Origin of the sequence: Streptomyces sp. NPDC002044 (assembly GCF_040296725.1) — a bacterium.
Lineage (GTDB): Bacteria > Actinomycetota > Actinomycetes > Streptomycetales > Streptomycetaceae > Streptomyces > Streptomyces antarcticus.
In genome coordinates this window covers 1-22,225 of sequence record NZ_JBEOXU010000022.1, presented here as the reverse complement: position 1 = coordinate 22,225, position 22,225 = coordinate 1, and the positions used below count along the sequence as shown (strand labels likewise).

The window sequence follows — 22,225 nt, the reverse complement described above, 5'->3', positions numbered from 1 at the left end:
GATCGCGGCCCTGCGGGCGGACCAGGCCGGGGAGACGGCGTTCCCCGGGTCCGTCCGCGGCTGCTGGAACGCGGGGGTCGTCCGGTACGACGTCGACACCGCGGCCCGCACCTGTACGTACTCCGGGGCCGAGTCCTACACCCGGTGGTCGCGGGCCCCGGTGGCGTCGCGTCCGCTAGGGCGCCCCGGTCCAGACGGTGACCGTGCCGCCGTGGGTGCCGACGGCCAGGGCCGTGCCGCGGGGGGCGAAGGCGAGGCTCCAGACCGGGGAGTCGTGTTCGAGGACCTGCCGGACTCCCCAGTCCTCTGTGGAGTGGAGCCGGACCCGGCCGTCGTCGCCGCCGACGGCGACAAGGGATCCGTCCGGGCTGAACTCGATCGAGTTGATCGTCGCGACCGGCGGGAGGGAGGCGATCCGGGCTCCGTCCTCGACCCCGTGGACGAGGACCGAGCTCGTCTTCTCGCCCCCCTGGCCCTCATGGCGCCGGGACACCGCGATCCGCTTCCCGTCCGGGCTGAACGCGAGCCATACGGCTTCACCGTCGAAGCAGATGTGCCTCACCTGCCGGGAGAGCAGGTCGTGGAGCCGGACGCCGTCGGCGCAGGCGGCGGCCAGCGTACGGCCGTCCGCGGCGAAGGCCAGGCCCACCGCCCTCCCGGGATACCGGAGTTCCTGGAGCAGGACACCGGTCCCGGCCCGGAAGATCCGTACCGTCCGGTCGGCCGCGCTGGTGGCCACCGTCAGGCCATCGGGACTGAAGACGGCCTGGTAGACCAGTCTCTGGCGGCCGAACTCCCGGATCAGCTCCCGTGTCGCGGTGTCGTACAGCCGGACGGAGCCGGCCGAGCCGTCCGGCCCCGTCTCGCTGACCGCGCACAGCAGTTGCCGGCCGTCGCGCCGGTAGGCGAGCGAGAGCACCTCGCCGGGCGTGCCGATCTCCTCCACGTCCCCGGAGCCCGGCGGCACGCCGTGGACGCGTACCCCGGCGCCGCCGCCCGCGGCGGCCAGTTCCGTGCCGCCCGGGTGGAAGGCGATCCACTGCACCGGGCCCCCGTGCCGAAGCCGGTGGGCCGTGAGGGGCGGGCCGAGGACGGGGCCGGTGGCCGAGGGGACCTCGGGCGGCGGCAGTGGGCCCGCCGTCAGGGGCCAGTGCCCGGCGGTGATCAGCTGCCCGGGCTCGGCGTGCAGGTCGACGACGACGCCGGAGGCCAGTTCCGGAGCGTCCAGCCGCCATTGCGCGCCGTCGGAGTCGCGCAGCAGGGCCAGCGGCTGGCCGCCGCGGAACTCGGCCCCCCGGGAGGTGAGCCAGCGTTCGAGCCGGGCTCCGCCGCGCGGGACGGGCCAGCTGAGCGGCGTGCGGTGGGGCCCGGGAGCCTCCGGGCGCAGGCGGCGGGCGTCTCTGCCGAGCCACGCGGTGGCTCCGGTGACGACCGCCAGCTCGGCGTCCTGCGGCTGGTGCGGGCGGACGCCGAAGACCGTGGCCAGCCACTCGGTGACGAACGGCAGGCGGGTGACTCCCCCGGTGGCGATCACGCCTGCGAGGCCGCCGGGATCCACTCCGTTGCCCTCGATGAGCCTTCGGCTACAGGCCAGCGTGTCCGCCAGGAGTTCGGCGGCCAGCTCGGTGAACCGCTTCCGGTCCAGGGTGTAGGGCGGTGCTCCCGGGAACAGGACGTCGGAGGCCACCTCCTCGAAACTGAGCCGGTGCTTGATGCCGCGGGCGAAGTCGGCGAGGAGCTGGCCGGTCTGTGCGGCCGCGAGAGGGTCGGCCGCGAGGGTGCCGGCCGCGGCGGGGTCGGCCGCGGCCCGTCCGGCGCCCGTCATGATCTGGAGCAGGCCCGGGGGCAGGCCGCGCCGTACGTCGGCGGCGATCAGCGCGTCGAGGTCGGCCCCGCCGTGGAAGTCCAGTGCCATCGGGAATCCCTTGAGGCGGACCGCGCCGCCCGAGTGGAAGCGGACCAGCGCGGTGTCGAAGCTGCCGGCGCCTAGGTCGTAGACGAGGACCGTGTCGCCGGGTGCGAAGGCGGGCCGGTCGAGTGGTGCGAGGGCGGCTGCGACCGGCGCGGCCAGCAGCGAGACCTTCCTGAAGCCGGCCTCCTTCGCCGCCCGGCGCAGGGAGTCCCGGCGTCGGTCCCAGCCTCCGGGCAGGAAGTGGCCCGGGCAGGCGAGGAGCAGGTCGCGGACCTCCGAGCCGCAGGTCCGCTCGGCTTCCGCGCGCAGTGCGGCGAGCACGGCGCCGACGCAGGCACGGGCAGGGAACTCGCGGCCGCCGATCCACAGCGGCCGCTTGTGCCCGAGGTCGCGCAGGAAGTCGTGCCGGTAGGACTCCGGGGCGAGGCGGCGGCGGTGGACGGCCGGCGTCCCCGCGATCAGCGGGTCTTCGGGCCGGCCGGGGGCGAGGGCCACGGCGGTCGGCCACAGCGGGGAGCCGCCCGCCGGTTCGCGCAGCAGGGTGGTCCGGCCGTCGCCGACGACGGCGCCCCTGGTGTGCGCGTATCCGATGTCGGCGACCAGGGTCGGCGGGCGGCTCACCGTACGTGCTCCGCTTGCGCCGCGGTACGGCCGGGGGCTTCGGGGTGGGCCGCGGCGAGCTCCTCGTAGGCGCGCAGTACGACGGCCACCGCGCGCCGGGTGCGCCCGCCGTGGGCGGGGTCGGCGGCGGCGGCCGCCCAGCGGACGCGGCCCCGGTGGGCGGCGGCCCGCAGCTCGGCCGGGTCCGCCGTGGCGGGCAGGCCGAGCCGGTCGGCCGCGGGGGCCCCGTGCTCGCCCAGCACGCGGGGCAGTTCCGCGGCGTGCTCGGCGGCCAGGTCCAGCAGGCCGGCGTAGTGGTCGCGCAGCACGTCCAGGGCGAGGAACCCGCTTTCCCCGCGGTCGAGTTCGAACAGTGGGGTGAGCGCGGCGTCGGCACGGTCCCGGTCCGGTTCGGACAGCCGGGCCGCCGGGCGGGCGTGCACCTCGTAGACGTGGTCGAGACGGCCGCGCAGCCGGACCAGGTCGGCGTGGCCGCCGAAGTGGTGCTCCAGCAGGTCGCTGAAGGCTCCGATACCGCTGCGCGCGAGCAGGGCGCGGCTCAGCGCGGGCAGGTCGGTCACCCCTTCGTGACGCAGGAGCCGGCAGGCGAGGTGGACGCCGTACGGGGTGAGGCCGCGGCTGAGGACGCGGCGGCGGTCCGGCGGTAGGGGGAGGTCCACGGCGGGGTCCTGCTCCCACTGGGGGCCCCGGCCGAGCCGGACTGCCAGCTCGTCCTGGTCCGGTCGGGAACTGGGCCGGTCCACCAGCGGGGCGAGGGCGAACAGGTCGGCGAGCTGGTCCTGCGTCAGGACCGCGGCTCCGTGGGCGAGGCGCCCGGCCACCGGTCGGACGGCGAAGAGGACCCGGTCGGTGCCGGGCACCGCCATGGTGGCGGCGGCCAGTTCGGCTCCGCGGCGCAGCGGGTCGGCATGGGCGGGCCACAGCTGTTCGACCTTGGTGAGGACGGCGACGGTGGAGACCGGGCCGTGCTCCGCGAAGCCCGGTCCCCGCAGTTCGGCGAGGAGCGTCCGCAGGTTCTCGGCGAGGCCCTGCCAGGGCGCCACCACGATCAGCGCGTCCGCCCGGCCCGCGTGGGCCGCGGAGGTCTCGCGGACTTCGGTGCCGGTGCGGCCGAGGAGGCGCAGGGTGGTCAGGGAGTCCCCGTCGAACGTCGAGTCCAGGCCCGGGGTGTCGATGAGGTCGAGGGCGGCGAGGCGCGGGTGGGGGTCGGTGACGGTGAGATGGTCGATGCCTTCCGGTGGCCGGGCGCTGCCGGTGCCCCGGTCGGCGCCGGCCAGCACGGCCAGGTCGCCGGGGTCGAAGGGGACGGGCGGGCGGCCGTCGAGGAAGTGCGCGGTCACGGTGCGCTCAGGGCCGTGGGTCAGCCAGGTGACCGTGAAGGTGAGGTCGGTGATTCCGGTCGGTGCGATGTCCTGGCCGAGGAGGGCGTTGATCAGGGTGGACTTGCCGGAGCTGACCCGGCCCACCAGGGCGACGCGCAGCGGGTGGGACATCCGTTCCCGGGCGGAGCGCAGGGCGCTCGCGAGGGGTCGCAGGGCCGGGGGACCTTCGGCCGCGCCGAGGCCGGTGGTGAACGCGGCCTCGGCGCGCGCCCGGAGCGGACGGACGGACGTCAACGGCGGTCCGGCTGGTCGGCGGCGGACGGGCCGGGGCCGAGGAAACGGGTGAAGAAGCCCGGTCCGAGGGCGCGCAGGTAGGGCTCCAGTCCGGGTTCGACGAGCAGGCCGAGCAGTTCGGAGAAGTCCCGGGCGGCCTCGGCCGGGAGGGAGCGTCCGGTGTCGAGGGCGTCCAGGAGTTCGTCGTAGCGGGTGAGCAGGCGGTGGCGGAGCTGCTTGTACTCCCCCACCGTGGCCGGGAGACCTTCCCCGGGGAAGCGGCCGACCGGCGCGTCGGCGACAGTGGCGGGCCAGGGCCGGGTGAAGCGGAGGTCGGCGTACTCGACGATCCGGCCGGTTCGGCGGGCGACGGTGAGCGTGGCGAACGGCGGGCGGACGAGCACGCCCCGCCCGGACGGGTCGCGGTCCCCGGCGAACAGGGCGAAGCGGAGGAAGACGGCGGAGCGGCCGTCGCCGTCGGGGCGGCGCAGCGGGATCGGCCACGCGATGTTCGCCTCCATCGGCAGCAGGCTGCGGAAGAGGGCGGTGCGACGGAGGTCCCGCATGAGCGCGCCCGTGCGGGTGCCGCCGTCGGCTCCGGAGGTGGGGGCTTGGGGGGTGGGGGCTTTGGACGTGAGCGGCTCAGTCATCGGTGTCCGTCCGCGGGGTGCCCTCGGCCCGGACCATGTGGTGTCCGGAGTCGGTCCAGGCACGGTAGAAGGTTTCCATGGGCACGCGGACTCCGGCGCCGCCAGGGTGACCGGAGTCGTTGAGGACCACGACGGGCCGGCTCGGATCGCTGTAGTCGACCGCGGTCACCACGACGACGTGGTCGGCGCCGTCCTGACCGGGGATGCGGTTCACCCCCTCGAGGTCGACGGGGCTCTTGTCCTCCGGGCCGAGGATCTCGCCGGAGTCGACGGGCACGATGACGTGGTCCCCGTCGGCGAGGGCGTCGCGCAGGTCGACGAGGTCCGCCCCGTCGCGGGCGGTGACGGTCACACCGTGGTGTTCGAGCAGCCGGGCCATGTCGTCGATGGCGGTGCCGCCCCCGGGGTGGTACCACCCCTTCTCGGCGGCGAGATCGGCCAGATCGGCCTCGGCACGGTCGGTCCCGGTGACCCGGTCCAGAACGTACTCCTGGGCCACGACCGCGCAGCTGAAGGGCTGTTCCTGCTCGTGCCAGTACAGGGCGGCGGCCGCGGGGTCGCCGACCACGGAATCGCCCTCGCGGTACCCGGGCGGCGTTCCCGCACCGTCCGCCGCCGGGTCGGTCTCCGGCCCGTCGAGGTCGTACGGGTACGGGTACGGGTCGTCGGGGTGCGGGGCGCCGTCCGGGGCGTCGTCCAGCCGGTACGGGTCGGCCGGCGCGGCCGGTACCGCGTCGGACGGGCCGTCGTACACGGAGGCTCCGCCGCCGTTTTCGTACGCGGGCGCCTCCGTGTACGACGGCCCCTCGTACGCGGTGTCGTCGTACGCGGTGTACCCGCCGGAGGAGTCGCGGTCCGCGTAGTCGTCCGGGGTGGTGTGGTTCTCGGCGTGGTCGTCCGGGGCCGCGTAGTCGTAGGAGTCGGTCACGGCCCCTCCGCCCAGGCGAGGTCGTCGGCGCCGTCGGGCGCGGCGTCCGCCGTGCCCCCGTCCGGGTGGCCCGGGTGGCCGAGGCCCTTCGCGCGCAGCACGCAGGCGGCGCGGAAGGCCAGGGTACGGGCGGCGAGCTCGTCGGTGCGCGCGCGCAGCGTCAGCAGGGGCTCCAGGCGGGCTCGGAGGAGGGCGAGTTGGGCGCCGGCGGTCCGGGTGGTGTGCTCCTCGGCCGTCTTGAGGCCGGCGATGAGCAGTCTGTTGCTCTCGCGTTCCTGCTCGATCCGGTCCTCCATCTCCTCCTCCGCCAGCTTGCGGAACTCCTTGACGATCTCCTTCACCGAGTCGGCGAGGTGGTTGGCCTGACGGCGCTTCAGCGGCTGCAACTGCGTGCGCAGGCTCGTGCGGTCGAAGCGGCGGTCCTCGTTGCGGAGGTCGCGGCCGGCGCTTCGCCAGCCGGAGACCATGCCGACGAGGCTGCCGACCGCGGCGCCCAGGGCCGTACCGACGACGGGGAAGACGCTGCCCACGAACGCGCCCGTGGTGGTACCGATGGAGCCGCCGAAGGAGAGGTCCCGCAGCCTGCGTTTGAACCGTCCCGAGCGATGCCGGTCGCCGAGCCTGCCCTTCACGACGAGGTCGCGGGAGGCGGCGGCGGACACCGCGGCGGGCCGGACGGCCCCCAGGGCGAGCCCGGTCTCGGCGACCGTCTGGGCCAGTACGATCGCGGTCCTGGTGTCGGCCTGCTCGTTGACCTCGCCGATGACCTGGGCGGCGTCGGCGGTCAGTTGCCCGACGAGGCGCTGCGGATCGGTGAGGTAGGCGTCCTCCTCCAGGTACTGGCTCTCGAAGCGGTCCCATACCTGGGCGTGACGCTCGTCGGCGTCCCTGCGCAGTGCGTCCTGCATGGTCTCCACGCGCTCGCGCAGCAGGCCGCGCCACTGCGCCTTGCCCTTCTGGAGTTCGGCCAGCCTGGCCTGACGTCGCAGGGCCTGCGCGCGGAGTTCCCCGACCGTGCGCCGGGTGCCGTCCTCAAGGGCCCGGACCTGCCCGTCGACCGGTTCGATCAGGGCCTGGACCGCGCGGTCGAGCGTGTCGAGTGCCCCGCCGAGGACGCGCGGCACCCCACGGTGGCCGAGAGCGGCCCACAGACCGTCCCACAGGCCGGCGAGGTTGCCCGCGTCGAGGTCCTCCGCGTCCCTGTACCGCAGGTACGCCTGGTGCGCGCGGGCGGATACGGGGACGACGAGCAGGTCGGCGGCGGGCCGGCCGGTCGCGGTGGCGAGTTTGGCGCGGGTGTCGGCCAGGATCTCCTCGTAGCCCCGTTGGTCGGTCTTGGTGAGGGCGAAGAGGAGCGCGTCGGGGGTGTCGGAGGAGTTGATGGCCGACGCGGCTTGCCGGACGGTATCCAGGTGGCTGCGCAGGACGGGTTGGGTGGCGTCCAGGGCCAGCAGCACGGCGTCCGCACCGGGCAGGGCGGCGCGGGTGGCCACGTTGTGTTCCGGGTGGGGGCCGCCGAGTCCGGGGGTGTCGACGAGGACGAGTCCTTGGCGCAGCCGCGGGCTGGGCGTGTGGATGCGTACGGCGAGGACGCCCCGGCGGTTCTGCGGGTTCCCGCCCTCCGTGCCGTGCTCGCGGAGTCCGTGGCGGTCCACGAGCACGGTGGTGGCAGCGGCGGCAGCGCCTTCGTCGGCGCCGCCGCCGTCGATGTCGTCGCCTTCGTTGTCGCCGGCCATGTGGAGGACATCGATCCGCTCCGGGTCGCCGTACGCGACGGAGGCGGCGACGCTGGTGGCGATCTCCTCGGCCTCGGGCAGCAAGGGCGGTTCACCCACGTCGTCGAGGAGCGCGTTGAGCAGGCTGGACTTGCCGGCCTTGAACTCGCCGAGCACGACGACGCGGAGCACGTCGTCCTGAAGGCCGTCGCGGGCCTCCTCGAGGGACCGGGCGGTGTTCTCGGCCTCAGCCCGGTGAGCGGTGTCGGCGGCCTCGGTCAGGGCCGCGAGTATGTCGGTTCTGATCGCACCGTAGTCGTCCATACGGGCAGCCCCCAGCCGGTATCGGCGCGCCGCGCGCGCAGCGGCCCCCGTTGCCCCTCACGGAGGGTGGCCGCAGGGCAGAACCTACCTCCCCACCCCGCCGGGGGTCCGGCGTTCCACCCGATTCCCCGGTGCGGCCGCGCGGCCGGTCGCCCGGGGGGCGGAGGCGGGCGTGAGGCGGGGGGCCTACGGGGAGCGGTTCCTCGCACCGCCCGGACCTCAGGAAGCTTCGGTCGTCCGCGGAACCGACCGGCGGACCACCGGCGGACCACCGGCGGACGGCTGGCGGACGGCTGGCGGACGGCTGGCGGACCACGGCGCACCACCCACCGACCCCCGGCGGCCGGTGCCGGGTCAGCCGGAGGCCGGGCGCAGGACGAGGGTGACGAACCCCCACGTGTCCCGGTAGACGCGGAGCCATTCGGTACGGCGGGCCTGCGCCGTCTCGCGCACTCGCGCGGCGTCCGGGTGGGCGGGGTGGTCCAGCGCCCAGGAGGCCAGCGAGCCCCAGCACGCCCACTCGTAGTCGTCCAGTTCGCGGCGCGTGCTGACGTGCCCGTGCACGGGGGTCCACCCGTCGGCGACGACGCGGTCCACGGTGTCGGCCAGATCGGTGAAGTCCCCGAGCATCCCGACGGCCTCCCGGGACGGCTCGCGTTCCCAGAAGCCCTCGCCGATCACGACGCGTCCGCCCGGCGCCAGGTGCCTGCGCGCCGCCGCGAGGGTGGGCAGCACGCCGCCGAAGGCGTGCGTGGCTCCGACGCTGAGCACCAGGTCGAACGGTCGCGGGGAACGGAAGTCCACGGCCTCCTGGTGGTGCAGTTCCAGCCGGGCTCCGACACCGAGCCGGATCGCGGCCTCGCGCGCCTGCCGGAGGTCCTCCTCGGAGATGTCCACGCCCTCGGCCCGGACGCGCGGGTGCGTGGTCAGAGTCCGCAGGAGCCATTCGGCGCCGCCGCACCCGAGGTCGAGTACCCGTTCGTCGCCGCGTGGGGCACCGTGCGCCAGCAGCCGTCGCACCGAGTCGTCGTCGAGCGGGGCTTTGATCGGGTGGCCGGCATGGGCGAGTCTGGAGATCTGTTCGCGGTTCACCGGCGCAGCCTGCCAGCGCCCCGTGGTCGCGCGCACGTCGTTATCCGCCGCGGGGGCGGGCCTCGTGCGCCGATCCCACGGCCGGACGCGGCTCTGATCCCACGGCCCGCCGGACGCGGCTCCGACCACGCGACCCGGCCTAGTATCGGGACCATGAACAGGACCGACCGCGCCGGCCGGGTGATCGCGGCTCCACCGGAGACCGTCTACGACGCCCTCCTCGACCGGGAGTCGCTGGAAGCCTGGCTGCCGCCGGACGGCATGCGCGGGCGCGTCGAGCGGTGGGACCCCCGGCCGGGCGGCGGGTTCCGGATGGTGCTCACCTACCTCGACTCCGCCGACAGCCCCGGCAAGACCTCCGAGGCGACGGACGTCGTTGACGTGGGCTTCGCGGAACTGGTACCGCCGGAGCGCGTGGTGCAGCGGGCGGTGTTCGAGGCCGACGATCCCTCGTACGCGGGGGCCATGACGATGACCTGGAGCCTCGCCGCCACCGACGGCGGGACCGAGGTCACCGTCACGGCGACGGACGTGCCGCCCGGCATCGGTCAAGCGGACCACGAGGCGGGGATCGCCTCCTCCCTGGCCAACCTGGCGTCGTACGTGGAAGGCGCGGCCGCCCGGCCTTGACCCGGCGGGGTGAATGTTCGGGCATATGTGCCCGTGGGACCGGCGGCGCGCCCCGACCTATAGTTACGCGCCGACCGCCACCCGTTGAACAGCGGTCGGCGGCGGTTCTCGGTTCGGTTCGGCATCGAGGGAGGCCGCTCGTGGCCAGCGTGTTTCAGGAGCGCAAGCTCAAGGGGATGTTCGCCGCGTTCGACGCGGACGGTGACGGTTTTCTGCGCGAGGAGGACTTCGCGGCGCTCGTCGCCCGGTGGAGCCTGCTGCCGGGGGTGGGCCCGGGCACGGAACTGCGAGCGCGGATGGAGACGCTGCTGATGGGCTGGTGGGCAGCCCTCCTGGAAGCCGGGGACGCCAACGGGGACGGCGCGGTCGACATGGGTGAGCTGCTCTCCCTCGTCGACAGACTGCCCGCGATGGTCGCGGACGTCACCGCGACCGCCGATACCGTCTTCGACGCCGTGGATTCCAACGGCGACGGGGTCATCTCCCCGGAGGAGCACCTCAGGCTCGTGGAGACCTGGAACGGACAGCCCGTCGACATGACCGGCGTCTTCGAGCTCCTCGACCTGAACGGCGACGGCCACCTCAGCCGCGAGGAGTTCGCCATCCTGTGGCGCCAGTTCTGGATCAGCGACGACCCCGCGGAACCGGGGAACTGGCTCTGCGGCCGCTTCGCGGGCTAGGGGGTGTCGTCACATCAGGTGGTGCCCAGGCGAGTTCGCTGACGTGGACGAGGTCGGGAACGCCCGGAGTCACTCCCCGGTCGTCCCGTCGATCGACTCGCGCAGCAGGTCCGCGTGCCCGTTGTGCCGGGCGTACTCCTCGATCATGTGGGCCAGGATGTAGTGCAGCGAGTATGTACGCCCCTCCGAGCGGCCCACCGCGTCGAGGGATCCGGCGGCGTCCACGATCGCCCTCGACCGGGCGCACGCCTCCTCCCAGATCGCGAAGGAGGCGGCCGGGTCCGCATCGTCGACGTGGAACTCCGTCCACTCGTTGGCCTCGTTCTTCGGGAAGTGCGACGGCACGCCCTCGCCCGCCAGGACGTTGCGGAACCAGCTCCGCTCGACCTCCGCGAGATGGCGCACCAGGCCGAGCAGGGTCAGGTCCGACGGTGCGACCGTCTTCCTGCGCAACTGCTCCGCGCTCAGCCCCGCGCACTTCATCATCAGGGTGTCGCGCTGCCCCTGCAGGACGCTGGTCAGTGTGGCTCGCTCGTCACCCGACAGAACGGGAGGGGTCCGCTGCTCATCGATCACGGTCCATCATCACGGGTGTCGTGGCGTTCGGCCCGGCGGTTTCCTACGGCCGAACGGGACAGGACCGGACAGGACCGGACAGGACCGAACCGGTCCGCTCCGGTCAGGGGAGCGGGGTGGCCCGCGCGGTGATCCAGAGTTCGTACCACTCCTCGTGCGTGAGGTCGGGCTCGCGGACGGCGGCGTCGCGGCAGGCGCGGATGCGGTCCGGGCGGGCGCTGCCGATGACGGGGGCGATGCCCGCGGGGTGCCGGGCCAGCCACCAGAGCAGGACCGCCTCGGGGGTCGTGTCCTTCTTGCGGGCGAGGGCGGCCAGGAGGTCCGCGGTGGCGTGTTCGGCGGGCGTGCTCTCGCGGCCGGTGAAACGCCCCTGCGCCAGTGCGCCCCACGCCTGGAGGCGGATGCCGTGGTCGCGGCAGTGTTCCAGCGTGCCGAAGGGGAAACCGTTGGCCGCGTACGCGGGGGTGTTGAGCAGGACTCCGGCCTCGACCCAGTCGCGGCTGTGCAGGCTCATCTCCAGTTGGTTGGCGACGAGCGGTACATCGAGCCGGGCCTGGAGGGCGGTGATCTGCGGCGTGCCCATGTTGGACACCCCGAAGGCGCGGACGAGGCCCTGCCGGTGCAGGGACATCAGCGCCGCCGCGGTCTCGTCCGGGTCGGCCAGGGGGTCGGGTCGGTGCAGCAGGAGCACGTCGATCACATCGGTGCGCAGCCGGGTCAGGCTCTCCTCCACGCGCCGGACGATGCTCGGGCCGCGCAGGTCGTAGCGGCCGGGGCCGTCCTCGCCGGCCAGGCGGATCCCGCACTTGGTCTGCAGGGTGATCCGCTCGCGCAGCCCGGGCGTACGCGCGAGCACCTCGCCGAACACCGCCTCGGCCTTCCCGTGCCGGTAGATGTCGGCGTGGTCGAAGGTGGTGATCCCGCTGTCGAGGGCCGCCTCGACGGCGGCCTCGGCCGCGTCGATGTCCGCCGGCTCGTACGGGCCGGGTTCCCAGCTCCCGCCGAGGCCCATGCAGCCGTACAGCACCCGGTCGCCCGTCATGGCCGCATGCGTGTTCGCGCCGCTCTTCGCGTCGCCGTTTTCGTTTACGTTCAGGTTCGCCGCCACGCGCCCACCCTATGGGCTGTCCCGCCGGTGGCCCCGGGGTGGTGTCCGGTGCGGCCTGCGGGCCGGTCCGCCGTGGGCCGGGGGTCGCTGGGTGGGCCGTACACTCGGCCCATGGGTCACACACGTTCTTCGAGGCAGCGCCTTCGCCAGGCCGCCTTCGTGACGTGTCCGGCCGCCGGGGTTCCGGCCGTCGTCGACCCGGCCCGCGCGGCCTTCGCCGCGGCGCCCGAGACCCGCCGTGTCGCCTTGCACGGCCACGGCTAGCGCTTCGCGCCCCAGGCCCCTCCGCTCCACATCACCACAGCAGCTTTCCGGCATGCCGCCGGCGCTGCCGCCTGGCTACGGCCGCACGCCCCGGGCCGAGCCCCCTCGAAGGGATCATTGTGAAGCTGAGCGATTTGCTGGCCGGGCAGGAGTACCACGTCCTCCAGGGTGATCCCGACACGACGTTGATCACCGCGGGAACCACGTTCGACGCCGACCGGGTGACCCCCGGCTCGCTGTTCATCGCCGTACCCGGACACCGGGAGGGCGGCCCCGGCTCCGTCTCGCCGGCACTGGCCCGGGGGGCCGCCGCCGTCCTGGTCGACGGAAGCGAACCCTCGCTGCCCGCCGCGGTCTGGCCGCCGGGTACCTGCGCCGTACGCGTCCCCGACACCCGGACCGCCGCCGCGGTGGTGACCTCCCGCTACTTCGGCGAGCCCGGCCGGCAGATGGACATGGTGGCGATCACCGGCACGAACGGGAAGACCTCCGTGTCGTACATGGTCGAGTCCGTCCTGCGGCTCTCCGAGGGGTCGAAGGTGGGGGTCATCGGCACCGCCGGGAGCCGGATCGGCGACGAGCCGATCCCGATGCCGCGCTCGGTGCTGACCACTCCGGAATCGCCGGACCTCCAGTACCTGCTGGGGTACATGCGCGACCGCGGGGCCGCCAGCGTGGTGCTGGAGGCCACCTCGATGGCACTGCTGACCCACCGGGTGGACCGTACGTTCATCGACGTCGGCGTCTTCACCAACCTGACCCAGGACCACCTGGACGACCACGGCACGATGGCCGACTACCGGGACGCCAAACTGCGGCTCTTCCAGGGCCTGTGCCGGCGCGCGGTGGTCAACGCCGACGACCCTGTGGGCGCGGGCATCGTGGCGATGATGCCGGGTGCGGTGACCACGTACGCCCTGGACTCCCCGGCGGACTACCGGGCCACCGACCTCGAGGTGAGCGCCGCGGGCACCCGGTTCACCCTGCACCACGGCGGGCGCGCCTACCCGGCGTCGATCCCGGTCCCCGGCCGCTTCTCGGTGGCCAACGCGCTGGCCACCGTGGCGGCCTGTCACGTACTGGGTCACGAGCTGGGCCCCCTGGTCGACGCGCTCGAACGGATGCCTCCGGTACCGGGCCGCCTGGAGCGCTTCCGGACGCCGCTGGGCACCTCGGTGATCGTGGACTACGCCCACTCCCCCGACTCCCTGGACAAGGTCCTGACCACCATCCGCGGTTTCGCCCGTGGCCGGGTGATCACGGTCTTCGGCTGTGGCGGGGACCGCGACACCACCAAGCGCGCCGAGATGGGCCAGATCGCCGGAACCCACTCCGACCTGTGCGTCCTGACCTCGGACAACCCGCGCAACGAGGACCCCGAAGCCATCCTGGACCAGGTCGTCCCGGGTCTCACGGCGACCGGAACCCCCTACCACCGCGACGCCGACCGCCGCCAGGCCATCGCCTTCGCACTGTCCACGGCGGGCCCGGAGGACACGATCCTGATCGCCGGGAAGGGCAGCGAACCGCACCAGATCGTCGGCGAGGAACTGCTCCCGTTCAGCGACATGGCCACGGTACGGGAGCTGGCGCAGCCCTGACGTCTGCCGTCACGAGCCCGTCGGGCTGGCGGGGCCCGGGGGCTCTTCGGGGCCCGGGGACTCTTCGGGGTCCAGGGACTCTTCGGGGTCCAGGGTCTCGACGGTTCCGGCCAGCCGGGCGCGTTCTGCGGCCAGTACGGTCAGGTGGCTGGCCAGGGATTCCCGGGGGCCCGACTTCACGAGGGCGGGGTTCCCCGTGGCCACGGCGGCCACGAACGCGTCCATGAGACCCGTGTCACCGCCTCCGTGACCGCCGCCCGCGTCCATCGGTCCTCCGGCGCCGGGGTCGATGTGCTCCTCGGTACGGGTCAGGAAGTCGTAGAGCCGCAGGCTCCGGCCGTCGCCCCGCAGTTCGGCCCTGGTCCCGAAGACCCGGGTCTGGCGGTCCGCCCGCTCGGTGAAGGCCGTCATGGTGAAGGTGGCGGTCGCCCCGGAGGCGAACTCCATGGCGACGACCTGGTGGTCGACCACGTCGTTGTCGCAGGCGTACACGCACCGCCCGTACGGGCCGTCCCGCAGGGCGGCCGCGAGGGCCCGCGGGGTGAACTCGTCGAGCACCGCGCTCAGGGGCCACCCGTGCCGGCCGGCCGCGAGCCGTCCGCCGTACTCGCGCGGGGCGGAGTACGGGCAGTTCGCTTCGACCGCGCAGTCCAGACACCGGTCCGCGGCTCCGGCCGGCTTGTGCTCGGGCCGGAAGTGGGAGAGGCGGCCGAAGCTGGAGACCCGCACCGGCGGGCGGCCGAGCACGTATTGCAGCCAGTCCAGGTCGTGGCAGGACTTCGCCATCAGCATGGAGGTGCCCTCGTCCTCGCGGCGCCAGTTCCCCCGTACGAACGAGTGGGCCTGGTGCCAGAAGCCGACCGGCTCCAGGTGCTGGACGCTGACGACGTCACCGAGACGGCCCGAGCCGACGACGCGTTTCAGCGCCTCCGTGTAGGGCGTGTAGCGCAGGACGTGGCCTACGGCCAGGACCACTCCGGTCTCCTCCACCGCGGCGACGATCCGCCGGCACCCGTCCTCGTCCGGCGCCATCGGTTTCTCGAGCATGATGTGGTAACCGAGGGCGGCGAACGCGAGCACCGGCTCCAGGTGTTCGCGGTCCAGGGTGCAGATCAGCACCGCGTCCGCGATCCGGCCGCGGCCGGCCAGCGTCCGCCAGTCGTCCACGGCCGCGGCGGAGGCAAGGCCGTGTGCGGCCGCCAGCCGGTTCCTGCGGGGCTCGCGCGGCTCCGCGACGGCCACCACCTTCGCGCGGCCGGGATGCGCCAGCGCCCAGCGGGCGTGGCCGGCTCCCCGGTCTCCGGCACCGATGACGGCGAGAGTGACCACTGAGGACATCTGACCCACTTCCCGGAGCAGCGAGGCGGTCTGCCCCGCTCATGCTCCTCCCCCGTCGGCGGATCCGGGGAGAGACGCGGCGAGTGGTCGAAACGAACGTAAAGAGCGATCGTTCAATACATTCACCAGGGAACGCGGGGGACGCGAGGGACGTGTAGAGCAGCCCTCACGAACGGGGCAACAGGGGACGAGGCGTGCGCGTTCACGCGGAGCGGCCGGGGGCGGGCTTCGCCGCGGCCGCCCTCGCGGCCGGGTCGGAGCGCTGTGCCCGCACGCTGGAGTTCCGCCGCCCAAGCGCGCGGTGGGCGCGGCGGCGGTCCGGCTGCTGCGCGACCGCGGAGGACACCACGACGCCGCGGTCCCAGCAGGCTTCGGTCACGAGCTGTTTGACGGAGCCGGCGGCGTGCACCACCGCTCTGAGGCGGGGTGCGCGCGAGCGCGCGGGCGTCGACGGCGGGCGCGCTCCAGAAGGTGAGCAGCACCTCGGCCTCCGCGAGAGCGGCTGCCACCTCGGGTCTGGCGCAGTCGTCGGCGACGACCTTCGGATCGAACTCGGCCACTGCGCGCAGCCGTTGGGCGACGGTCTCGTCCAACAGCCGGGGGCCGAGTTCGGGGGCCATGGCGAGCAGGATTCGCGGGCGGCGACCAGGCATCTGGGGCACTCCTTGCGGCTGGGTGAGGCCGCGCCGACTCCATGGAGCCAGATTCCGATCGTCAAGATCCATCAATCATAAAGTTCGATTCGCTCAAAACGATCGTGCCCGTACGGCGGTACGGGGCGGTACGGGGCGGGACGGGACCTCGACCGACTCGCACGAGACCCGCCCCGCCCCGCCCCGCAGGACCACGGCTACAGCACTCCGGTCCGGCCGGCGACGTAGAGGCCGATGAGTCCTGCCACGCAGGCCACGACCAGCCAGGAGACGAGGCCGGTGTGGCGGCCGCGCCCGCTCGCCGACCGGCGGGGCCGCCGGTTACGCCGGTCACGCCGTGCAGACGGGCGCGCCGGGCGGGACGGGCCGGGTGCCGTCTCGGCCAGCAGCCTGCGACAGACCGCCGCGAGTGCGGTCGTGCCGGCGGAAAGGCTGGCGACCGCCTCGGTGCGGGCCGGTGCCGTCGTCCCGCCGTCCAGTATCCGGCCGGCCCGCAGGAGCACCTCGTCGCGCCCGGCGCCGGTGGACAGGCTGATCCACCGCTCGACGTGCTCCCCCCGGATGACGACGCACCCCGTTCGGTCGCGGTAGACGGTGTGCTCCCGCCACAACACGTCCGCCAACTCGTCTGCGGTCTCCCGCAGTTTCGCGCTCATCCCATCCCCCGCTTCACTTCGATTCAAACAAGCACGGGACTCTATCCATGGTTCCCCGACGCACCGGAGGCGGGGTCCGTCGGCGCGGGGCACCACGGTCCCCACCGTCCGTCCCCACCGTCCGTCCCCACCTTCCGTCCCCGTGTACTACCTGGGGTGGATGTCGCAGACGCTACGTCGGGGTGACGCCGGTGACGGCGGGCGAGGTCTAGCGTGGCGGGTATGGGAGAGCAGCGTGAGCGCCCCGGTTCTCCGTGGCGGCGATGGGTGGAGCGGACCGGGCGGGGCCCGGCCTGGCGCTCGACGCTGGCCGTCGCCGTTCTGGCGCAGCTCGGGGCCTGGTGGGCCGGGCAGGCACAGACCGGCCGGGTCACGCTGGACTGGTTCGGCCGGCTCCTGCTGCTGCTCGGGCCCGCTCTGCTGCTCCTGCGCCACCGGCACCCGGTGGCCGTGGCCTTCGGCGTCTCCGCCGTCACTCTGGCCTACCTCGGGGCGGGGTTCCCCCGCGGTCCCGAGTTCCTCAGTCTCGGCGTGGCCTGCTTCGCGGCCGTCGTCGCCGGACACCGGTGGGCGGCCTGGGGATCCGTCGGGCTGGTCTGGGCCGGACACCTGCTGGTCGGGCACTGGCTCTACCGGTGGCTTCCGCCTCCCGGCGACGGACCGGCGTCCTGGGTCCGGGACGCGGGGGCCGGGGGGTGGATCCTCGGCGTGCTCGCGTTGTTCGAGCTGGTGCGCGTACGCCGGGAGCAGTGGTCTCGCGAGCGGGCCGCGCGCGTGGCCGCCGAGCGGACGCGCGTGGACGAGGCGCGGCTGCGCATCACCCGGGAGCTGCACGACGTCCTGGCCCACGGCATCTCTGTGATCAACGTGCAGGCCGGGGTGGGGCTGGCTCTCCTCGACACCGATCCCGAGCAGGCCCGTGCGGCCTTGACCACCATCAAGGAGACCGGCAAGGAGGCACTGGGCGAGGTCCGGCAGGTTCTCGACATCTTGCGCGCCCCCGGCGAGGCGCCGCGGGCGCCCGCCCCAGGGCTCGACCGGATCCCCGAACTGGTCGAACAGGCCGCGGCGGACGGGCTCGCCGTGGAGGTGACGGCCGAGGGAACGGCCCGGCCCCTGCCACCCGGCGTGGACCTCGCCGCGTTCCGCATCGTCCAGGAGGCGCTGGCCAACGTCCTACGGCACTCGGGCGGACGTTCCGCGCGCGTCCGCCTGGTCTGGCGGTCGCGCGCGCTGGACGTGCGGGTGGAGGACGACGGCCCGTCCTCGGACGGTCCCGCGCCGGGTACCACGGACGGCGGTGGCGACGGCCTGGTCGGCATGCGCGAACGGGTGGCGGCCCTCGGCGGCACCCTGGAGACGGGCCCGCGGCCGGAGGGCGGGTACGCGGTGTCCGTGACACTGCCGCTGGAGGCCCTCATACCCCGGGAGGACCAGTGGCCCCCGGCCTGACGGCGCGGTCCGCCGCGGTGGCGCCCGCCAGTTCCCGGACCGGTGTTCGCGGCGGATGACCGCGGCCCCGACCCCGCGGACAAGGGCGGCGCGGACCGCTGACGCTTCGGACGGCGTGGCGGCTCAGGCGGGGCGGGCCACGGACCGGGCGGCAGCGGACGCGGGAACCCGGAAGGCCGCGGGATCGGGATACGTGGCCTTCTCCGCGCGGACGACCTCCTCGACCGCCTCCCGGAACTCGGGCTCGAAGAGGTCCACGGTCAGCAGGAGCCGCAGCCCCCGTACGGTCGGTTCGAGCAGCGGGCGGGCCATGCGGGAGCCGCCGACGGAGACGCCGGTGAATCCCTTGCGGACCGCCTCGATCCGGCCGTCCACGGGGTCCTCGACACCGGCCGCCGCGTACCCGACGATCAGCGCGAGATCCGCGAGGTGCCTGCGCGCGCCGCGGGCCATCTCCTCGGCGCCCTGGAGCGTCTGGACCGGGCCGCCCGCCACCTTGAAGTCGTCTCCGGTCCGCTTGGGACCGCGCGCCCCGTACACGGCGAGGGCGTCCTCGAAGAGCCGACCCGCCTCGTCGACGGCCTTCATCGCCGCCACCAGTTCATCGATGCCGATCTCGCGCTCCACGCTGCCTCCTGGTCCGGAACTGTGCTGCACCGACCGTAGGAGGCAAAGGGTGCGGTATGGAACACCTTTGCGGTAGCGAGATCATGCTGTTTTCGGCCAGAGCCTGAGACCGGACCGTTCACCGCACGCGAGCGCGCCCGGAACCGGGACGCCGTCGCCCGGCGGCCGTCGCGGGTCGCGGGCGCCGCGGCGGCCCGTGCCGCGTACCGATGCCCTCTTCGCCCTCGCATCGCGCTGACCACGATGGACGCCCCGACGGCCCGCTCCGGCGGCTCTGGAGCCGCCGGAGCGGCGACGTGGGCACCGGGCGGCGGCGCGTCCCCGCCCGCAGCCCGGGCCGGTCGGACGACCAAGATCACCGGAAGCGGGTTTCGGCCACCACACCGGACTGGTGGCAGCGCCGTGCCGGCCCGTGGGCCGTGCCGCGCCGTGGCGCCGCGCCGTGGTCCCGGCGCACCGCCGCGAAACCGCCACCGCCCGCCTGCCTGCCTGCCCAACCTACGAGGCGTTCTTGTCAGTTCGGGCAGGTATCCCAACAATGCGCATGACAACCGAAGGTTCTTCGGTCGCATCGTCCTCTGAGGGGAACCCCCACATGAACAAGCCTCTCGCCGGCGCCCTGCTCTCCCTGCTCTTAGTGGGAGCCGCGGGTGCCCCGGCCATGGCCGCCGCGCCGGTCACACCGCCCGCCCCGGCCGCGCCCGCCCCCGCCGTCACCTACGCGGGAACCGTGGCGCTCAGCAACTGTTCCGGTTCCGTCGTCCGCGCCCCCGCCTCCCAGCCGAACGATCCCGCGCTGGTCCTGTCCAACGGCCACTGTCTGGAGACCGGCTTCCCGGCGGCCGGTGAGGTCGTCAAGGACCGCCCCTCCACCCGCTCGTTCTCCCTGCTCAACGCGTCGGGCTCCAAGGTCGCCACGCTCCGGGCGAGCAAGATCTCGTACGCGACGATGACCGACACGGACCTGTCGCTCTACCAGCTGACCACGACGTACGCCCAGATCCAGAGCCAGTACGGGATCGCCGCGCTCACGCTCAACGACGTGCGTCCCGCGCAGGGTTCGGCGGTCAAGGTCGTGTCCGGCTACTGGAAGCGGACCTACACCTGCGCCGTGGACGGCTTCGCGTACCGCCTCAAGGAGGGCGCCTGGACCTGGAAGGACTCGGTCCGCTACACCTCCTCCTGCAACACCATCGGCGGCACCTCCGGCTCCCCCGTGATCGACACGACCAGCGGCAAGGTCGTCGCCGTGAACAACACGGGCAACGAGAGCGGCGGCCGCTGCACCGACAACAACCCGTGCGAGGTGGACGAGAGCGGACGGGTGACGGTGCGCAGGGGCATCAACTACGCGCAGCAGACGTACACCGTGGTCCCGTGCATAGGCCCCGGCAACGCGATCGACCTGAACCGCCCCGGCTGCGTGCTGCCGAGGCCGTAGCGTTCCCGCGCCGCCCCGCACCCACGCCGCGGGGCGGCACGGCGCCCGCCGCTCCGCGGCCGGACCCGAAACGGCTCCGGCGCGGGGCGCGGACGTGGATACTCGGGGGATGGCCGAGACCACCGTCCCCCCGCACGCCACCCTCCGCCCACGCGCCGGCGCCAGCGGCCGCCCGGGCTCCCGGGCGGCGTGAGGCGCGTGGAACTGCACATCGACCACCGCTGGCTGCTGGAGCGTCAGGAGGCCCTCTTCAAGGACGTGGAGGTCGCCGACCACTCCGCGCTCGTCGCGGCCGTCGCCCGGCACCGGGTGAACACCCCCAGCCTGCACGTGGACGACCCCGACGCCTACTGGCGGGCGGCGGCGCTCCTGGAGGCGATCGTCCTGCTGCGGCCGCTCCCCGACCACAACGAGTACTTCGCGTACGGGGTGGCCGTCGCCTACGTCGACGCCTCGGGCGGCGGGGCGGTCGACGCCCCGTACGAGCAGTGGCGCGAGCTCGTCACCGACATCCGACTGCTGCGCGTGAGCGTCTTCGACGTGGCGGACCGCCTGCGCTCCTGGCGGACGTGAGCCGCACCCGCCCCCGGCCGGGGGCGCCGCGGGCCGCGTCAGCGCTTGCGCGGTGCGGCCTTCAGGGCCTCGTCGACGAGGCGGACGCCGCGGGCGAGGCGGCTGAGCTGCTCGAGTTCCACCGCGTACATGCGGATGGTGTTCTCGATGACGGACTCGGCCACGCCCAGCGTGGGCAGCTCGGCCCGGCTGGTCTGGAGCGCCACCCGGACCGCGCGTATCTCGTGCTGGAGCTGGAGCTGCACGTGCCGGACGAGGATCGCGTGGTGGCGGTTCAGCGTCAGGTAGCTGCCGTAGCGGGCCGGGAGGAGGTCCCTGAGCCAGCGGGAGGCCGTGCGTTCCCAGTCGTGGGTCCCGGGGGCCTTGACCTGGAGGGGCCAGTCCGGGCTGCGCGTGATGGTGGCGGTCTGGGGCATTCTCGTCACTTCCGAGGGGTGTCGAACTCTGATCGAGACGTGCGGGGTGGGACGTGCGGGTGGGCGGCCTCGGCCCAGGGGTTGACCGAGGCCGCCGGGGCGCTCGGCGGGATCCGAAAGCCTGGACTCGGCACCCGGGGCCGCGACCTGAGGAGGTTCGTCGTGCCGGGTGTCTCTTCAGGAGGGCGTGGGGACGCCTTCCTTGGCATCTGGTGGATCCGGAGCGCCGCCGCCAGTAAACATATATACCGTCGAGTAAGCAAGCGTATGAAAAATTTCATGCACCAGTAGGTTTGAATATCCTCCGCGGTCAAACAGCCGTGACCGGCTGCTACAGGAAGAATCCGTGCTGGTCGGCGACCTGCTCGTAGCTTTCGAGACGTGCCTGCGTACGCTCCGGGTCGGCGTCGGCCATGGCTTGGAGCAGAGCCGCCGAGAGCATCCCGGGCGCCGCGTACGAGTCGAACACCAGGCGCGACCCGGTCCCCGCGGTCAGCGACACGTCCGCTTCGTCCACCAGGGGCCCCAGAGTGGGGTCCGTGATCAGCACGACGCGCAGCCCCGTGCTGCGCGCGGCCCGGATCGCCGCCAGGGTCTCCTTGGCGTGCCGCGGCATGGCGAAGGCCAGGACCCAGGTCCCGCCGGCCGCCCGGGACTGGAGGAGGGCGTCGAAGGCGACGCTGCCGCCGCGGGTCACCAGCCGTACGTCGGGGTGGATGCGCCGGGCCGCGTACGCGAAGTACTCCGCCAGGGAGACCGAGATCCGCAGCCCGAGCACGGTCAGCGGCACCGAGGCCGCCAGTTCGCGGCCGATGTCGAGGACCTGGTTGGTGTCGGCGAGCAGCCGGCGCACGTTCTCCAGGTTCTCGATCTCGGCGTCGACGGCCGCCTGCAGCTCGTTGCGGCGGATCTGCTCGCGGAGGTCCGGGGAGCCGGCCACCGCGCTCAGCGCGATCGGCTGGAGCACGTCCCGCAGGGCCGGGTAGCCGCTGAACCCGAGGGAGGCGGCGAAGCGGGTCACCGACGGCTGGCTGACGCCGACCCGCTCGGCGAGCTCGGTGATCGACAGGAACGCGGCCTCGGTGAGGTGGTCGATCAGGTACTGCGCGATCCGGCGCTGCCCCGGGGAGAGCCGGTGGCCGTCGAAGAGCGCGAGGAGCCGGTCCGCGGGGGGCTTGCCCCGCTCCGGTCCCTGCGGCTGCCGGCCGCTCGGCGTGATCGCGGCCGCCTGTGCGCGTGCCTGCTGCCCCGATGACACCGGCGGGCCTCCTTCTCATGTCACTCGCGTTCAAACATAGCTCACGCCCTGTGGTCGCCGACGCGCCGGACGGCCGGTACGGGCGCCGGCGGCCGCCCCGGCTCCGGCTGCCTCC

The 22,225-nt window shown here is 73.8% G+C and carries 21 protein-coding genes; 7 read left to right on the top strand and 14 right to left on the bottom strand.

The features are described 5' to 3' along the window. Positions 1–175 precede the first annotated feature (175 nt). The 6 genes from ABT106_RS08655 to ABT106_RS08630 all read right to left on the bottom strand — a co-directional run bounded on the left by ABT106_RS08655 (position 176) and on the right by ABT106_RS08630 (position 8,837). Positions 176–2,533, bottom strand: a complete 2,358-nt coding sequence (locus ABT106_RS08655) for an Hsp70 family protein (RefSeq protein WP_351274296.1) — start codon at positions 2,531–2,533, stop codon at positions 176–178. Then, positions 2,530–4,149: a dynamin family protein gene (locus ABT106_RS08650; protein ID WP_351274293.1), complete on the bottom strand. Its 1,620-nt coding sequence runs from the start codon at positions 4,147–4,149 to the stop codon at positions 2,530–2,532. Before ABT106_RS08650 ends, ABT106_RS08655 begins: the two co-directional genes overlap by 4 nt. Then, a complete protein-coding gene (locus tag ABT106_RS08645) occupies positions 4,146–4,778 on the bottom strand; it encodes a hypothetical protein (protein ID WP_351274290.1) in 633 nt (210 codons plus the stop codon). Before ABT106_RS08645 ends, ABT106_RS08650 begins: the two co-directional genes overlap by 4 nt. After that, complete coding sequence (locus tag ABT106_RS08640; RefSeq protein ID WP_351274287.1) at positions 4,771–5,706, bottom strand: hypothetical protein; 936 nt, start codon at positions 5,704–5,706, stop codon at positions 4,771–4,773. The genes ABT106_RS08645 and ABT106_RS08640 overlap by 8 nt, the downstream gene beginning before the upstream one ends. Further along, positions 5,703–7,745: a dynamin family protein gene (locus ABT106_RS08635; protein WP_351274285.1), complete on the bottom strand. Its 2,043-nt coding sequence runs from the start codon at positions 7,743–7,745 to the stop codon at positions 5,703–5,705. The genes ABT106_RS08640 and ABT106_RS08635 overlap by 4 nt, the downstream gene beginning before the upstream one ends. Before the next feature lie 354 nt (positions 7,746–8,099). Further along, the gene (locus ABT106_RS08630) at positions 8,100–8,837 is read right to left on the bottom strand and encodes an SAM-dependent methyltransferase (RefSeq protein WP_351274282.1); all 738 of its coding nucleotides are present in this window, start codon (positions 8,835–8,837) and stop codon (positions 8,100–8,102) included. A gap of 153 nt (positions 8,838–8,990) precedes the next feature. Between ABT106_RS08630 and ABT106_RS08625 the strand changes: the two genes are divergently transcribed. Both ABT106_RS08625 and ABT106_RS08620 read left to right on the top strand, forming a co-directional pair. Then, positions 8,991–9,467: an SRPBCC family protein gene (locus ABT106_RS08625; RefSeq protein WP_351274279.1), complete on the top strand. Its 477-nt coding sequence runs from the start codon at positions 8,991–8,993 to the stop codon at positions 9,465–9,467. Between the two features lie 140 nt (positions 9,468–9,607). Then, on the top strand, positions 9,608–10,147 hold the full coding sequence (locus ABT106_RS08620; RefSeq protein WP_351274276.1) for an EF-hand domain-containing protein: 540 nt from the start codon (positions 9,608–9,610) through the stop codon (positions 10,145–10,147). A gap of 69 nt (positions 10,148–10,216) precedes the next feature. Here the strand turns inward: ABT106_RS08620 and ABT106_RS08615 are convergent, their stop codons facing one another. Then, on the bottom strand, positions 10,217–10,723 hold the full coding sequence (locus ABT106_RS08615) for a DinB family protein (RefSeq protein ID WP_351274274.1): 507 nt from the start codon (positions 10,721–10,723) through the stop codon (positions 10,217–10,219). 103 nt (positions 10,724–10,826) lie between these two features. Then, the gene (locus ABT106_RS08610; protein ID WP_502979270.1) at positions 10,827–11,735 is read right to left on the bottom strand and encodes an aldo/keto reductase; all 909 of its coding nucleotides are present in this window, start codon (positions 11,733–11,735) and stop codon (positions 10,827–10,829) included. Between the two features lie 207 nt (positions 11,736–11,942). Between ABT106_RS08610 and ABT106_RS08605 the strand changes: the two genes are divergently transcribed. Both ABT106_RS08605 and ABT106_RS08600 read left to right on the top strand, forming a co-directional pair. Next, the gene (locus tag ABT106_RS08605; RefSeq protein ID WP_351274269.1) at positions 11,943–12,095 is read left to right on the top strand and encodes a hypothetical protein; all 153 of its coding nucleotides are present in this window, start codon (positions 11,943–11,945) and stop codon (positions 12,093–12,095) included. A 119-nt stretch (positions 12,096–12,214) separates the two neighbouring features. Continuing rightward, positions 12,215–13,696 (top strand): UDP-N-acetylmuramoyl-L-alanyl-D-glutamate--2,6-diaminopimelate ligase, encoded by a 1,482-nt coding sequence (locus tag ABT106_RS08600; RefSeq protein WP_351274266.1) that lies wholly within the window; start codon positions 12,215–12,217, stop codon positions 13,694–13,696. Between the two features lie 9 nt (positions 13,697–13,705). Here the strand turns inward: ABT106_RS08600 and ABT106_RS08595 are convergent, their stop codons facing one another. The 3 genes from ABT106_RS08595 to ABT106_RS08585 form a co-directional block, all read right to left on the bottom strand. Beyond that, complete coding sequence (locus ABT106_RS08595; protein ID WP_351274263.1) at positions 13,706–15,034, bottom strand: Gfo/Idh/MocA family protein; 1,329 nt, start codon at positions 15,032–15,034, stop codon at positions 13,706–13,708. A 202-nt stretch (positions 15,035–15,236) separates the two neighbouring features. Continuing rightward, positions 15,237–15,446, bottom strand: coding sequence for a hypothetical protein (locus ABT106_RS08590; RefSeq protein ID WP_351274260.1), 210 nt, complete (start codon positions 15,444–15,446; stop codon positions 15,237–15,239). Positions 15,447–15,884: 438 nt separating this feature from the next. Further along, positions 15,885–16,343, bottom strand: coding sequence for a hypothetical protein (locus tag ABT106_RS08585; protein WP_351274258.1), 459 nt, complete (start codon positions 16,341–16,343; stop codon positions 15,885–15,887). Between the two features lie 222 nt (positions 16,344–16,565). Here ABT106_RS08585 and ABT106_RS08580 point away from each other — a divergent pair, with 222 nt between their 5' ends. Then, entirely contained in the window at positions 16,566–17,795 is a 1,230-nt protein-coding gene (locus ABT106_RS08580; RefSeq protein WP_351274255.1) for a sensor histidine kinase, read from the top strand. A 123-nt stretch (positions 17,796–17,918) separates the two neighbouring features. On the opposite strand, the gene ABT106_RS08575 is transcribed toward ABT106_RS08580, so the two are convergent. Further along, positions 17,919–18,422: a hypothetical protein gene (locus ABT106_RS08575; protein WP_351274253.1), complete on the bottom strand. Its 504-nt coding sequence runs from the start codon at positions 18,420–18,422 to the stop codon at positions 17,919–17,921. A 595-nt stretch (positions 18,423–19,017) separates the two neighbouring features. Between ABT106_RS08575 and ABT106_RS08570 the strand changes: the two genes are divergently transcribed. Next, the gene (locus ABT106_RS08570) at positions 19,018–19,863 is read left to right on the top strand and encodes a S1 family peptidase (RefSeq protein WP_351274251.1); all 846 of its coding nucleotides are present in this window, start codon (positions 19,018–19,020) and stop codon (positions 19,861–19,863) included. A 198-nt stretch (positions 19,864–20,061) separates the two neighbouring features. After that, on the top strand, positions 20,062–20,436 hold the full coding sequence (locus ABT106_RS08565) for a toxin Doc (protein WP_351274248.1): 375 nt from the start codon (positions 20,062–20,064) through the stop codon (positions 20,434–20,436). Between the two features lie 38 nt (positions 20,437–20,474). On the opposite strand, the gene ABT106_RS08560 is transcribed toward ABT106_RS08565, so the two are convergent. Next, complete coding sequence (locus ABT106_RS08560) at positions 20,475–20,852, bottom strand: hypothetical protein (RefSeq protein ID WP_351274245.1); 378 nt, start codon at positions 20,850–20,852, stop codon at positions 20,475–20,477. A gap of 331 nt (positions 20,853–21,183) precedes the next feature. Then, on the bottom strand, positions 21,184–22,110 hold the full coding sequence (locus ABT106_RS08555; protein ID WP_351274242.1) for a MurR/RpiR family transcriptional regulator: 927 nt from the start codon (positions 22,108–22,110) through the stop codon (positions 21,184–21,186). Positions 22,111–22,225 lie beyond the last annotated feature (115 nt).